This window comes from Pseudomonas sp. Fl5BN2, assembly GCF_009908205.1.
In the GTDB taxonomy this organism is placed as follows: Bacteria; Pseudomonadota; Gammaproteobacteria; order Pseudomonadales; family Pseudomonadaceae; genus Aquipseudomonas.
On record NZ_JAAARL010000015.1, the window covers coordinates 62,689 to 75,978 of the forward strand.

Consider the following 13,290-nt stretch of genomic DNA (forward strand, 5'->3'; position numbering starts at 1 on the left):
CCGGTTCCGAGGATCAACAACTAAATTACCCTGCCCATTTGAAAAGAGGCTGCGCGCGTGAGCGGGCAGCCTCTTCTGGGCGACAGTTGGAGAACTGTCTTATTGCTTGCTGGCGGCCAGCTGAGCAGCAACTTCTTCAGCGAAGTTGTCTACTGGCTTCTCGATGCCTTCACCGACCTTGAAGTAGGTGAAGGAAACGATTTCAGCGCCGCCTTGCTTGGCCAGAGTACCAACGGTGACTTCTGGGTTCTTGACGAAGGCTTGCTCAACCAGGCTGGCTTCAGCCAGGAACTTGCTGATACGACCGGCAATCATCTTCTCGACGATTTCGGCCGGCTTACCTTTCATCTTGTCTTCGTTGAGGCTCAGGAACACGGCTTTTTCGCGCTCGATGGCTTCTGCGGAAACTTGCGAAGGCAGCAGGAACTCAGGGTTGCTCGCAGCTACGTGCATGGCGATGTCTTTAGCCAGGTCAGCGTTGCCGCCTTTCAGAGCGACCACAACACCGATCTTGTTGCCGTGCAGGTACGAACCCAGCACGTCAGCTTCGACACGCACCAGGCGACGAATATTGACGTTCTCGCCCACTTTGGCGACCAGGGCTTCACGCGCCGATTCCTGAGCGGCGATCAGCGGAGCTGCGTCGGTCAGTTTTTCAGCGAAAGCCTTTTCAACGCAGGCGTTGACGAAGTTCTTGAAATCGTCCTGCAGAGCCAGGAAGTCGGTCTGCGAGTTGACTTCGATCATCACGGCAGCCTTGCCGTCTTCTTTGATGGCGATGGCGCCTTCGGCAGCAACGTTGCCAGCCTTCTTGGCAGCCTTGATCGCGCCGGAAGCACGCATGTCATCAATGGCTTTCTCGATGTCGCCGCCAGCCTTGGTCAAGGCCTTTTTGCAATCCATCATGCCTTCGCCGGTACGCTCGCGCAGTTCTTTGACCAACGCTGCAGTAATCTCTGCCATTTTCAAAATCCTCTTGGATAGGTTTTCAACCATTCCACCCGACCGAACGGGCGTTCAATTCTTGGGCACTGCCCCGAATTCATTTCATAACAGCCCCGCATTACAGAAACTGCAGAGGGGCACGACAACGAAATGATTTTCGAGTTGGCAAAAAGGGGGCCAAGCCCCCTTTTTGCGTACTGAGTAAACGCTAAGCGTCAGTTACTCAGGCTTCAGCCGCCGGTGCTGCAGCTTCTTCGAACACTTCGGTGCCGCCAGCAACGTTGTTGCGACCACGGATCACAGCGTCAGCCATCGAACCCATGTACAGCTGGATGGCGCGAATGGCGTCATCGTTGCCTGGGATGATGTAGTCAACGCCTTCCGGGCTGCTGTTGGTATCGACAACGCCGATGACCGGGATGCCCAGCTTGTTGGCTTCGGTGATCGCGATGCGCTCGTGGTCAACGTCGATCACGAACAGCGCGTCAGGCAGGCCGCCCATGTCCTTGATACCACCCAGGGAACGATCCAGCTTTTCCAGATCGCGAGTGCGCATCAGCGCCTCTTTCTTGGTCAGCTTGGCGAAGGTACCGTCTTCGGCTTGCACTTCAAGGTCACGCAGACGCTTGATGGAAGCACGGATGGTTTTGTAGTTGGTCAGCATGCCGCCCAACCAGCGGTGATCGACGTACGGCGAACCGCAACGTGCTGCTTCTTCAGCAACGATCTTGCCAGCGGAACGCTTGGTGCCGACGAACAGAATCTTGTTTTTGCCCTGGGCCAGACGCTCTACGAAAGTCAGAGCTTCGTTGAACATTGGCAGGGTTTTTTCAAGGTTGATGATGTGAATCTTGTTACGCGCGCCGAAAATGTACTTACCCATTTTCGGATTCCAGTAACGGGTTTGGTGACCGAAGTGCACACCGGCCTTCAGCATATCGCGCATGTTGACTTGGGACATGATAGTTCCTTAATAAGTCGGGTTAGGCCTCCACGTATCCCAATGACCAACCAACAGCTTGTGCTGAGGGCACCCAGGTCATCGTGTCGACACGTGTGTGGGTTTGGGCTTTTCAGGGCATCCCCGGAAAGCGGCGCATTTTATACCACAGCAAGGGCAAAAACGAAACCCGGATTCACAGCCGGTGATCCGTGCGCTTTTTGCCCCGCCCTTGGAATCGGTCCAGAATGCACCCTTGTATAGAGACATACGCCAGCAGAACCTCAGATTTGCGCTGTACGTCTGTTAGAATCGTACCTTTGCGGCTTCTGAAAACCTGGCCGGCCCACCGTAGGTCGAGCCTTGCGAATGCGGGTTTTCAAGCCATTCCGTGTTTATCGCGCTACTGAGCGTCAAGAGAGCCTGTATGACCGTCACCCTCAAAACCCCCGAGGACATCGCAAAAATGCGTGTCGCCGGCAAACTGGCCGCCGAAGTGCTGGAAATGATTGCCGAGCACGTCAAACCCGGCATCACCACCGAAGAGCTGGACCGCATCTGCCACGACTATATCGTCAATGTGCAGGGCGCTATCCCAGCCCCGCTGAATTACAAAGGCTTCCCCAAATCCATCTGCACCTCGATCAACCACGTGGTGTGCCACGGCATTCCCAACGAGAAGCCGCTGAAGGATGGCGACACCCTGAACATCGACGTAACCGTCATCAAGGACGGCTACCACGGTGACACCAGCCGCATGTTCCACGTCGGCAACGTGCCGGTCTGGGCCGAGCGCTTGTCGCAGATCACCCAAGAATGCATGTACAAGGCCATCGAACTGGTGAAGCCGGGCTGCCGCCTGGGTGACATCGGCGAAGTAATCCAGAAGCACGCGGAAAAGAACGGCTTCTCGGTGGTTCGCGAGTTCTGCGGCCACGGCATTGGCAAAGTGTTCCATGAAGAGCCGCAGATCCTGCACTACGGCCGCGCAGGCACCGGCATGGAACTCAAGGCCGGCATGACCTTCACCATCGAGCCGATGATCAACCAGGGCAAAGCCGACACCAAAGTGCTGGGCGACGGCTGGACTGCCATCACCAAGGACCGCAAGCTCTCGGCGCAGTGGGAACACACCCTGCTGGTGACCGAAACCGGCTACGAGATCTTCACCCTGCGCAGCGATGACACCATCCCGCGGGTTTCTGCCTGATCCGCAACACTGCGTCCCGACCTTATAGATAGATAGGAAAGCCAATCGATGCCGCAGGTGGATCCCGAGTTGTTCGACCGCGGCCAGTTCCAGGCGGAACTGGCCCTGAAGGCCAGTCCGATCGCAGCCTTCAAAAAAGCCATTCGTCAGGCACGAGAAGTGCTCGACGCTCGCTTTCGCAGCGGACGGGAGATCCGTCGGCTCATCGAAGACCGTGCCTGGTTCATCGACAACATCCTGCAAAAGGCCTGGGACCAGTTCAACTGGAGCGAGGACGCCGACATTGCCCTGGTGGCGGTCGGCGGTTACGGTCGCGGCGAGCTTCACCCTTATTCCGATATTGATCTGCTGATTCTTCTGGAAAGCGCCGATCATGAAATCTTCCGCGACTCCATCGAGCGCTTCCTGACCCTGCTCTGGGACATCGGCCTGGAGGTCGGGCAAAGCGTGCGTTCGGTGGACGAATGCGTCGAGGAAGCCCGAGCCGACCTGACGGTAATCACCAACCTGATGGAGAGCCGCACTATCGCTGGCCCCGAACGCCTGCGCCAGCGCATGCTCGACGTCACCAGCACCGAGCACATGTGGCCGAGCAAGGACTTCTTCCTGGCCAAGCGCACCGAGCAAAAGGCCCGCCACCACAAATACAACGACACCGAATACAACCTGGAACCCAACGTCAAGGGCTCCCCCGGTGGCCTGCGGGACATCCAGACCATTCTCTGGGTTGCCCGCCGGCAATACGGCACCCTGAACCTGCGTGCCCTGGCTGGCGAAGGCTTTCTGGTGGAAAGCGAGAATGCCCTGCTGGCTTCGTCCCAGGAGTTCCTGTGGAAGGTCCGCTACGCCCTGCAGATGCTTGCCGGGCGGGCCGAGGACCGTTTGCTGCTGGACCATCAACGCTCCATCGCCACCCTGCTGGGTTTCGAAGGAGAGGATGCCAAACAGTCCATTGAAAGCTTCATGCAACAGTACTACCGGGTGGTAATGAGCATCGCGCAGTTGAGCGACCTGATCATCCAGCACTTTGAGGAGGTGATCCTCGCCCCTGAGGACGAAGCGCCACCGCAGCCAATCAATCCGCGCTTCCAACTGCACGACGGCTACATCGAGGCGATCAACGACAACGTGTTCAAGCGCACGCCGTTCGCCATGCTGGAGATCTTCGTACTGATGGCCCAGCACCCGGAGATCAAGGGCGTGCGGGCCGACACCATTCGCCTGCTGCGAGAACACCGGCACCTGATCGATGACGATTTCCGTCACGACATCCGCAACACCAGCCTGTTCATCGAGCTGTTCAAGTGCGAGATCGGTATCCACCGCAACCTGCGCCGGATGAACCGCTACGGCATCCTCGGGCGCTATCTGCCAGAGTTCGGTTTCATCGTCGGGCAAATGCAGCACGACCTGTTCCACATCTATACGGTGGACGCCCACACCCTGAATCTGATCAAGCACCTGCGCAAGCTGCAGTACACACCGATCTCCGAGAAATTCCCGCTGGCCAGCAAACTCATGGGCAAGCTGCCCAAGCCCGAGCTGATCTACCTGGCCGGTCTGTACCACGACATCGGCAAGGGCCGGCACGGCGACCATTCGGAAATCGGTGCGGTGGATGCCGAGGCCTTTTGCCTGCGCCACCAGTTGCCACAGTGGGACACCCGACTGATTGTCTGGCTGGTGCAGAACCACTTGGTGATGTCCACCACCGCCCAGCGCAAGGACCTGTCCGACCCCCAGGTGATCCACGACTTCGCGCAGATCGTGGGCGACCAGACCCGCCTCGACTACCTCTACGTACTGACAGTTGCCGACATCTACGCCACTAACCCGACCTTGTGGAACTCCTGGCGCGCCAGCCTGCTACGCCAGCTCTACACCGAGACCAAGCGCGCCCTGAGCCGCGGCCTGGAAAACCCGGTGGACCGCGAAGAGCAGATTCGCCAGACCCAGAGCGCCGCCCTGGATATCCTGGTGCGCGGCGGCACCGACCCGGATGAGGTCGAACAACTCTGGTCGCAACTAGGAGACGACTACTTCCTGCGCCACACCGCCGGCGACGTCGCTTGGCACAGCGACGCGATCCTCCAGCAGCCGGCCGACGGCGGGCCGCTGGTGTTGATCAAGGAAATCACCCAGCGCGAGTTCGAGGGCGGCACCCAGATCTTCATCTATGCCCCGGACCAGCACGACTTCTTCGCCGTGACCGTGGCCGCCATGGACCAGCTCAACCTGAACATCCATGACGCACGGATCATCACCTCCAGCAGCCAGTTCACCCTCGACACCTACATCGTCCTGGACAACGACGGCGAGTCGATCGGCAACAATCCGCGGCGGGTCGAGCAGATCCGCAAGGGCTTGACCGAAGCCCTGCGCAATCCCGACGACTACCCGAACATCATCCAGCGCCGGGTGCCACGCCAGCTCAAGCACTTTGCCTTCGCCCCCGAGGTGACCATCCACAACGACGCCCAGCGCCCGGTGACCGTGCTGGAGCTCAGTGCCCCGGATCGCCCCGGCCTGCTGGCGCGGATCGGCAAGATATTCCTGGAGTTCGACCTGTCGCTGCAGAACGCCAAGATCGCCACCTTGGGCGAGCGCGTGGAAGACGTGTTCTTCATTACCGACGCACACAACCAGCCCCTTTCCGACCCCCAGCTGTGCAGCCGCTTGCAGGATGCGATCGTCGAACAGTTGAGCGTCAGCCACGAACCGACTATCGAGATGACCCGACTGAGCATCTGACCGGTCTGAACCGACGCTTTGAGTGAGATACCGCACCGATGAACAACGCTCTGAACCAGCTGCAGCCCTACCCGTTCGAAAAGCTCCGCGCCTTGCTCGGCACCGTGACGCCCAACCCGGACAAGCGCCCGATTGCCCTGTCCATCGGCGAACCCAAGCACCGCTCACCGAGTTTTGTCGCCGAAGCCCTGGCCAGCAACCTCGACCAGATGGCGGTCTACCCCACCACCCTGGGCATCCCGGCGCTGCGTGAAGCGATCGCCGGCTGGTGCGAACGGCGCTTTGGCGTTCCCACCGGCTGGATCGACCCGGCGCGCAACGTACTGCCGGTCAACGGCACCCGTGAAGCGCTGTTCGCCTTCACCCAGACCGTGGTCAACCGCGGCGACGACGCCCTGGTAGTCAGCCCCAACCCCTTCTATCAGATCTACGAAGGCGCAGCCTTCCTCGCCGGGGCCAAACCGCACTACCTGCCGTGCCTGGATGAGAACGGCTTCAACCCGGACTTCGACGCCGTGCCGGCCGAGATCTGGCAGCGCTGCCAGATCCTTTTCCTGTGCTCGCCGGGCAACCCCACCGGCGCGCTGATACCACTGGAGACCCTGAAGAAACTGATCGCCCTGGCGGACGAGCATGACTTCGTGATTGCCGCCGACGAGTGCTACAGCGAGCTGTACTTCGACGAACAGACCCCGCCGCCGGGCCTGCTCACTGCCTGCGCCGAACTGGGCCGCAAGGACTTCAAGCGCTGCGTGGTATTCCACAGCCTGTCCAAGCGCTCCAACCTGCCGGGCCTGCGCTCCGGTTTCGTTGCCGGCGACGCGGACATCCTCAAGGGTTTCCTGCTGTACCGCACCTACCACGGTTGCGCCATGCCGGTGCAGACCCAGCTGGCCAGCGTCGCCGCCTGGAACGATGAAGTGCATGTACGGGCCAACCGTGCCCTGTACCGCGAGAAGTTCGATGCGGCGCTGGAGATTCTTGCACCGGTGATGGATGTGCGGCGGCCGGATGGCAGCTTCTACCTGTGGCCGAATGTAGCCGGCGATGACGCGGCATTCTGCCGCGACCTGTTCGAGCAGGAACACGTGACCGTGGTGCCGGGTTCCTACCTGTCGCGGGATGTGGACGGCACCAACCCAGGCGCCGGGCGTGTGCGCATGGCGCTGGTTGCGCCGCTGGCGGAGTGCGTGGAAGCCGCCGAGCGAATTCGCGATTTCGTATTGCGTCGCGCTTGAGGCCATTCGCCGGCAAGCCGGCTCCTACACCCTCCCTGTAGGAGCCGGCTTGCCGGCGAAAGCGTTATTCGCTCACTTCACCTGCCCCAGATTCGCCTCGCTCAAATCCAGGTCCGCCAATACCTCGCGCAGCACATCGTCACCGATCTGGTGATGCCGACTCAGGCGGTACAACTCCAGGCGCTGCGCTCGCAATGCCTTGAGTCGCAGGCGCCGCTCCAGCAGGTCCATCTGGAACGCCAGGGCCTGGGCTTCTGCGGAATCGTTGTAGACCTCCAATTGATGCCGGTACTCAGCCATCAAGCGCCCCTTGAGCTCGGTTGCCAGGGCTGCCTGGGCGGCATCCTGGGTCTCGCCGGTATCAGCCACCTCTTCGGCCTCCAGGGCATGAATCGCCGCTTCGGCAGTCTTGCGCCAGGCATCGCGGACCTCCCCACGGCGCTTGTCGTCGGGGCTCTTCACAATGCCGCGCAACAGCAGCGGCAAGGCAATGCAAGCAGCCACCAGGGACAGCAGGATCACCCCCGCGGCGATGAAGATCAGCAGGTCGCGCTCCGGGAAGGCTTCGCCGGCACCGAGAAACAGCGGCACCGACATCACACCGGCCAGGGTCACCGCCCCACGCACCCCACCCACTGTCAGCAGCCAGCAGGAGCGCGCCGTGGGCACCAGGGTCAGCTCGCCCTTGCCGCGCCAGCGCCGCAGCAGCCCAGACAGGCGCCAGATGCTCTGCACCCAGATAAACCGCAGCACCAGCAGCACCAGGAAAATCGCCAGCACATCCAGACAGCGGTAGAACAGGGTCGGCCACAGCGACGTCTCGTGGCTAACCACTGCCTTGATGATGTCCGGCAGTTGCAGCCCCAGTAGCAGAAAGATCAGGCCGTTAAAGGCGAACTCCAGCAATGACCAGACGCTGCGATTGAGCAGTCGAGTGCTGGTCTGGCGCGGCAACAGATCAAGCCAGCTCTGCATCATCCCCGCCGCCACTGCCGAGAGAATGCCCGAGGCGCCCAGGCGTTCGGCCAGAACATAAGCGGCGAATGGCAGCAGTAACATGAACACCACGTGAGTCGCCGGATCATCCCAGCCCCGGGCGATCATCCAGGCCCGCAAGCGCCCCACCAACCAGCTCAGGGCCACCCCGACTGCCAGCCCACCGACGGCCACCAGGACAAAAGTCAGGCTGGCGTTGGCCAGGGAAAACACGCCAGTGATGGCCGCCACCAGGGCGAACTTGAAAGTCACCAGACCCGAGGCGTCGTTCATCAGCGCCTCGCCCTGGAGCATGTGCATCAGCGGAGTCGGCAAGCGATTCTGGGAAATCGCCGACACTGCCACAGCGTCAGTAGGCGATAGCACGGCCGCCAGGGCAAAGGCCACCGGCAAGGGGATGCTCGGCAACAGCCAGTGAATGAAATAACCGGCACCCACCACGGTGAACAGCACCAGGCCCACCGCCAGGGTCAGGATGGGCCCCCGCAAGCGCCAGAACTCGCGCTTGGGCATGCGCCAACCATCGGAAAACAGCAATGGCGGAAGAAACAGAAAGAGAAACAACTCCGGATCCAGGGCCACATGCAGCCCCAGGGTCGGCCATGCCAACAGGGCTCCAGCGGCAATCTGCACCAGCGGCAACGGCAACGGAATGACCCGGCCGACGAGACGCGAGAGGCTCACCAGCATCAGCATGATGAGCACGGTATAGGCGGTTTGCATAAAGCGGATTTCCCGATCTGAACCTTCAAAGCAGACATGCAACGACGGCGATCATTCACCGCAGAAGTGCCATATTAGCCACTTAAGCTAAGGTTTCGCCGCTGCACAAAGGTCGCAAGGCCCTGACTACGCTGAAATACAATGCGACAAAGCCCCGCAGCAGCCGACGCCGAACCGCTGCGGTCGTGGCATAATCCGTGACCTTCCAACTCCAGCATCTCCAAAGGGGGCAATTCCTTGACCGTTTCAAGTAAAACGTTGCACCTTTTCGGCATCAAAGCCTGTGACACCATGAAAAAGGCGCGCACCTGGCTTGATGAACACGCTGTCAGCTATGACTTCCATGACTACAAAACCTCCGGCATTGACCGTGAGCACCTGAATCAGTGGTGCAACGAGCACGGCTGGCAGGTGGTGTTGAACCGCGCGGGCACGACCTTTCGCAAACTCGATGACGAAAGCAAAGCCGATCTCGACCAGGCGAAAGCCGTTGAACTGATGCTCGCGCAACCTTCGATGATCAAGCGCCCGGTGCTCGATCTCGGAGACAAGACCCTGATTGGCTTCAAGCCAGACCTTTACGCAGCGGCGCTCAAGTAAGCCTGCTCACTCAATTTCGCAAGAGGTAACTGCATGTCCACTACTCTGTTCAGCCTGGCCTTTGGTGTCGGTACCCAGAATCGTCAAGGTGCATGGCTGGAAGTGTTCTACGCCGCACCATTGCTCAAGCCTTCTGCCGAAATCCTGGCAGCCGTGGCTCCAATCCTCGGCTACAGCGAAGGCAACCAGGCCATCGCCTTTACCACCGCCCAGGCCGCGCAAATGGCCGATGCCCTGAAAGGCATCGACGCTACCCAGGTAGCCCTGCTGACCCGCCTGGCCGAGAGCCACAAGCCTCTGGTCGCCACCCTGCTGGCCGAAGACGCGCAACTGACCTCGACTCCAGAGGCCTACCTCAAGCTGCACCTGCTGTCCCACCGCCTGGTCAAGCCGCACGGCCTGAGCCTGGCCGGGGTGTTCCCACTGCTGCCGAACGTGGCCTGGACCAGCCAGGGTGCGATCGACCTCGGTGAACTGGCCGAGCGGCAACTGGAAGCGCGCCTGCGCGGCGAGCTGCTGGAAGTGTTCTCGGTGGACAAGTTCCCGAAAATGACCGACTACGTGGTGCCGAGTGGCGTGCGTATCGCTGACAGCGCACGGATCCGCCTGGGCGCCTACATCGGCGAAGGCACCACCGTGATGCACGAAGGCTTCGTCAACTTCAACGCCGGCACCGAAGGCCCGGGCATGATCGAAGGCCGCGTTTCCGCGGGCGTCTTCGTCGGCAAGGGCTCGGACCTGGGTGGCGGCTGCTCGACCATGGGCACCCTGTCGGGCGGCGGCAACATCGTGATCAAGGTCGGCGAAGGCTGCCTGATCGGCGCCAACGCCGGTATCGGCATTCCGTTGGGTGATCGCAACACCGTGGAGTCGGGCCTGTACGTGACCGCCGGCACCAAGGTGGCGCTGCTGGATGAAAACAACCAGTTGGTGAAAGTGCTCAAGGCCCGGGAACTGGCCGGCCAGCCAGACCTGCTGTTCCGTCGCAACTCGGAAACCGGCGCCGTGGAATGCAAGACCCACAAGTCGGCGATCGAGCTGAACGAAGCGCTGCACGCTCACAACTAAGCAGCGATTCGGTTCCACAGGAACCTGCCGGGCGCTTATCATCGGCGCCCGGCCTGTTCAAACGAGTTCTGCCACCATGCTTGTAGCCTCCCCCTGGCGCGCCGATTTCCCGGCCATCGCCGCCCTGCAACGCCAGGACCAGACGTACCTGGACAACGCCGCCACTACGCAAAAACCCCAAGCCCTGCTGGATGCCCTGGCGCACTACTACACCAATGGTGCAGCCAACGTGCACCGTGCCCAGCACTTGCCCGGCGCCCACGCCACCCAGGCGTTCGAGGACAGCCGCAGCAAGGTCGGCCAATGGCTGAATATCGGTGACAGCGGGCAGATCGTCTTTACCCACGGCGCAACTTGCGCACTCAATCTCCTGGCTTATGGCCTGGAACACCAATTCGAAACGGGCGATGAGATCGTCATCAGTGCCCTGGAACACCACGCCAACTTGCTGCCCTGGCAGCAGCTGGCCCAGCGGCGCAGCCTCAAGCTGATCATCCTGCCCCTGGATGGCGACGGCCTGATCGATATCGACGCGGCAAGCCGCTTGATCGGCACGCGCACCCGCCTGCTGGCGGTCAGCCAACTGTCCAACGTGCTCGGCGCCTGGCAGCCGTTGACCCCGCTACTGGCCATGGCCAAAGCCCAAGGGGCGCTGACGGTGATCGACGGCGCCCAGGGCGTGGTCCATGGCCGGCATGATGTACAAGCGCTGGAGTGCGACTTCTATGTGTTCTCCAGCCACAAACTCTACGGCCCGGATGGGGTCGGGGTGCTATTCGGCCGCCATCAGGCGCTCAAGGGCCTGCGTCACTGGCAGTTCGGTGGCGAAATGGTCCAGGACGCCGACTACCAGCACGCCAGCTTCCGCCCCGCGCCCCTGGGTTTCGAAGCCGGTACGCCACCAATTGCCGGGGTCATCGGCCTCGGTGCGGCCCTGGACTATCTCGCCGGCCTGGATCAGCAAGCCGTCGCCGACCATGAAGCCGCGTTGCACGCCTACCTGCTGCACGGCCTGCAGGCGCGCAACGGCATCCGCCTGCTGGGCACCCCGCAACTGGCCCTGGTCAGCTTCGTGGTGGACGGTGTGCACAACGCCGACCTGGCGCATCTGCTGACCGAGCAAGGCATCGCCGTGCGCGCCGGTCATCACTGCGCCATGCCCTTGATGAAAAGCCTGGGGCTGGCCGGGGCGATACGCGTTTCCCTGGCGCTGTACAACGACTCCGAGGACCTGGAGCGTTTTTTCGAAGCCTTGGACCAGGCCCTGGAGTTACTGCGATGAGCCTTCCGGCAGATGCAGTCGCCGCCCTGGAGATTTTCCAGGGGGCTGCCGGCTGGGAACAGCGGGCGCGCCTGCTGATGCAATGGGGCGAGCGCCTGCCGGCCCTGAGCGAAGAGGACAAGGTCGACAGCAATCGGGTACATGGCTGTGAAAGCCAGGTCTGGCTGGTGGCGACTCTGGTTGACGGTCATTGGCAGTTTGCCGCGGCCAGCGATGCGCGACTGATTCGCGGGCTGGTGGCCCTGCTGCTGGCGCGGGTCAATGGCCTGACGGCCGAGCAGTTGCGGGAAGTGGACCTGGCCGACTGGTTCAACCAACTGGGCCTGTCACGCCAACTCTCGCCTTCGCGCAGCAATGGCCTGAACGCCGTCTTGCAACGCATGAGCGAACTGGCCAGCCCCCCCACTCCATAACCCGGTAGGAGCCGGCTTGCCGGCGAACAGGGCCTCAAGCCGAGCATCGCCCTCTGGGCCCCTTTCGCTGGCAAGCCAGCTCCTACAACGGCCTGCGTCTGTGCGAGCCGGCCTTATGCGCCGGGTTTGCTGCGCTCGGACGGGCGGCGCACGCCGGCAACGATCTTGTCCACGGCCTTGGTTGCCGCCACCATGCCGAAGGTCGCGGTGACCATCATCACCGCACCAAAGCCTCCGGCGCAGTCCAGCTTCACCCCATCCCCGACAAAACTCTTCTGCAGGCAGATGCTGCCGTCCGGTTTCGGATAACGCAGTTGTTCGGTGGAAAACACGCAAGGCACGCTGTAGTGCCGGGTCACGGTACGCGAGAAACCGTAGTCGCGGCGCAGGGTGGAACGCACTTTGGAGGCCAACGGGTCGTTGAAGGTACGGTTCAGGTCGCAGACCTGGATCAGGGTCGGATCGATCTGCCCGCCCGCGCCGCCAGTGGTGATGATCTGGATCTTGCGGCGCTTGCACCAGGCGATCAGTGCCGCCTTGGCATTCACGCTGTCGATGCAGTCGATCACGCAGTCGATGTTCGGGGTGATGTACTCGGCCATGGTGTCACGGGTGACGAAGTCTGCCACTGCATGCACCGTGCAAGCGGGGTTGATGCCCCGCAGGCGCTCGGCCATGACCTCGACCTTGGCTTTGCCCACGGTGCTGTCCAGGGCATGCAGTTGCCGGTTGCTGTTGCTGACGCAGACGTCATCGAGGTCGAACAGCGAAATCTCCCCCACTCCGCAACGGGCAATGGCTTCCGCCGCCCAGGAACCGACTCCGCCGACACCGACGATCGCCACATGGGCCGCCCGCAGCCGCTCCAGGCCTTCAATGCCATATAGACGAGCGACGCCGGCAAACCGTGGATCTTCTGTACTCATGACCATCACCTAAAAAACCGGCGCGTATTATAGGACCAGGCAGCGACAAGTTTTAAGCCGCAAGCTACAAGTTAAGAACTTAAACGCAAATACAGTGCCCAAGGTCTGGCTTTCCTCTGTGCGCTGTACGCTCAGTTGGGGGCCAGTGTAGGATGCCCGCCGTTTGGCGCCTGCCAACCCTTCCCTCGTTCCACACCT

Annotated in this window: 11 protein-coding genes; 7 read left to right on the plus strand and 4 right to left on the minus strand. The window is 61.5% G+C overall.

What is annotated here, in order from left to right:
- Nucleotides 1–99: 99 nt before the first annotated feature.
- Nucleotides 100–963 carry a translation elongation factor Ts gene (gene tsf, locus GV819_RS20985; RefSeq protein ID WP_161757962.1) on the minus strand — a complete coding sequence of 288 codons (864 nt, stop codon included), beginning with the start codon at nt 961–963 and terminating at the stop codon, nt 100–102.
- Between the two features lie 205 nt (nt 964–1,168).
- Nucleotides 1,169–1,906, minus strand: coding sequence for a 30S ribosomal protein S2 (gene rpsB, locus GV819_RS20990; protein ID WP_011059524.1), 738 nt, complete (start codon nt 1,904–1,906; stop codon nt 1,169–1,171).
- A gap of 406 nt (nt 1,907–2,312) precedes the next feature.
- On the opposite strand from rpsB, the gene map reads away from it, so the two are divergent.
- Genes map through dapC form a run of 3 tightly spaced genes read left to right on the plus strand, consistent with a single transcriptional unit; the run spans nt 2,313 to nt 7,084 of the window.
- Nucleotides 2,313–3,095 carry a type I methionyl aminopeptidase gene (gene map, locus GV819_RS20995; protein ID WP_161757963.1) on the plus strand — a complete coding sequence of 261 codons (783 nt, stop codon included), beginning with the start codon at nt 2,313–2,315 and terminating at the stop codon, nt 3,093–3,095.
- Between the two features lie 48 nt (nt 3,096–3,143).
- A complete protein-coding gene (locus GV819_RS21000) occupies nt 3,144–5,846 on the plus strand; it encodes a [protein-PII] uridylyltransferase (protein ID WP_161757964.1) in 2,703 nt (900 codons plus the stop codon).
- Nucleotides 5,847–5,884: 38 nt separating this feature from the next.
- The gene (dapC, locus tag GV819_RS21005; protein WP_161757965.1) at nt 5,885–7,084 is read left to right on the plus strand and encodes a succinyldiaminopimelate transaminase; all 1,200 of its coding nucleotides are present in this window, start codon (nt 5,885–5,887) and stop codon (nt 7,082–7,084) included.
- 72 nt (nt 7,085–7,156) lie between these two features.
- Here the strand turns inward: dapC and GV819_RS21010 are convergent, their stop codons facing one another.
- The gene (locus tag GV819_RS21010) at nt 7,157–8,803 is read right to left on the minus strand and encodes a Na+/H+ antiporter (protein ID WP_161757966.1); all 1,647 of its coding nucleotides are present in this window, start codon (nt 8,801–8,803) and stop codon (nt 7,157–7,159) included.
- A 237-nt stretch (nt 8,804–9,040) separates the two neighbouring features.
- Between GV819_RS21010 and GV819_RS21015 the strand changes: the two genes are divergently transcribed.
- From GV819_RS21015 to GV819_RS21030, 4 genes are all read left to right on the plus strand, one after another.
- Nucleotides 9,041–9,403 (plus strand): ArsC family reductase, encoded by a 363-nt coding sequence (locus GV819_RS21015; protein WP_161757967.1) that lies wholly within the window; start codon nt 9,041–9,043, stop codon nt 9,401–9,403.
- Between the two features lie 33 nt (nt 9,404–9,436).
- A complete protein-coding gene (gene dapD, locus GV819_RS21020) occupies nt 9,437–10,471 on the plus strand; it encodes a 2,3,4,5-tetrahydropyridine-2,6-dicarboxylate N-succinyltransferase (RefSeq protein WP_161757968.1) in 1,035 nt (344 codons plus the stop codon).
- Between the two features lie 76 nt (nt 10,472–10,547).
- Entirely contained in the window at nt 10,548–11,753 is a 1,206-nt protein-coding gene (locus GV819_RS21025) for an aminotransferase class V-fold PLP-dependent enzyme (RefSeq protein ID WP_161757969.1), read from the plus strand.
- Nucleotides 11,750–12,166 (plus strand): SufE family protein, encoded by a 417-nt coding sequence (locus GV819_RS21030; protein WP_161757970.1) that lies wholly within the window; start codon nt 11,750–11,752, stop codon nt 12,164–12,166. Before GV819_RS21025 ends, GV819_RS21030 begins: the two co-directional genes overlap by 4 nt.
- Nucleotides 12,167–12,279: 113 nt before the next feature.
- Here GV819_RS21030 and tcdA read toward each other — a convergent pair whose 3' ends face one another.
- On the minus strand, nt 12,280–13,092 hold the full coding sequence (gene tcdA / locus GV819_RS21035; RefSeq protein WP_178124946.1) for a tRNA cyclic N6-threonylcarbamoyladenosine(37) synthase TcdA: 813 nt from the start codon (nt 13,090–13,092) through the stop codon (nt 12,280–12,282).
- Between the last annotated feature and the right edge of the window lie 198 nt (nt 13,093–13,290).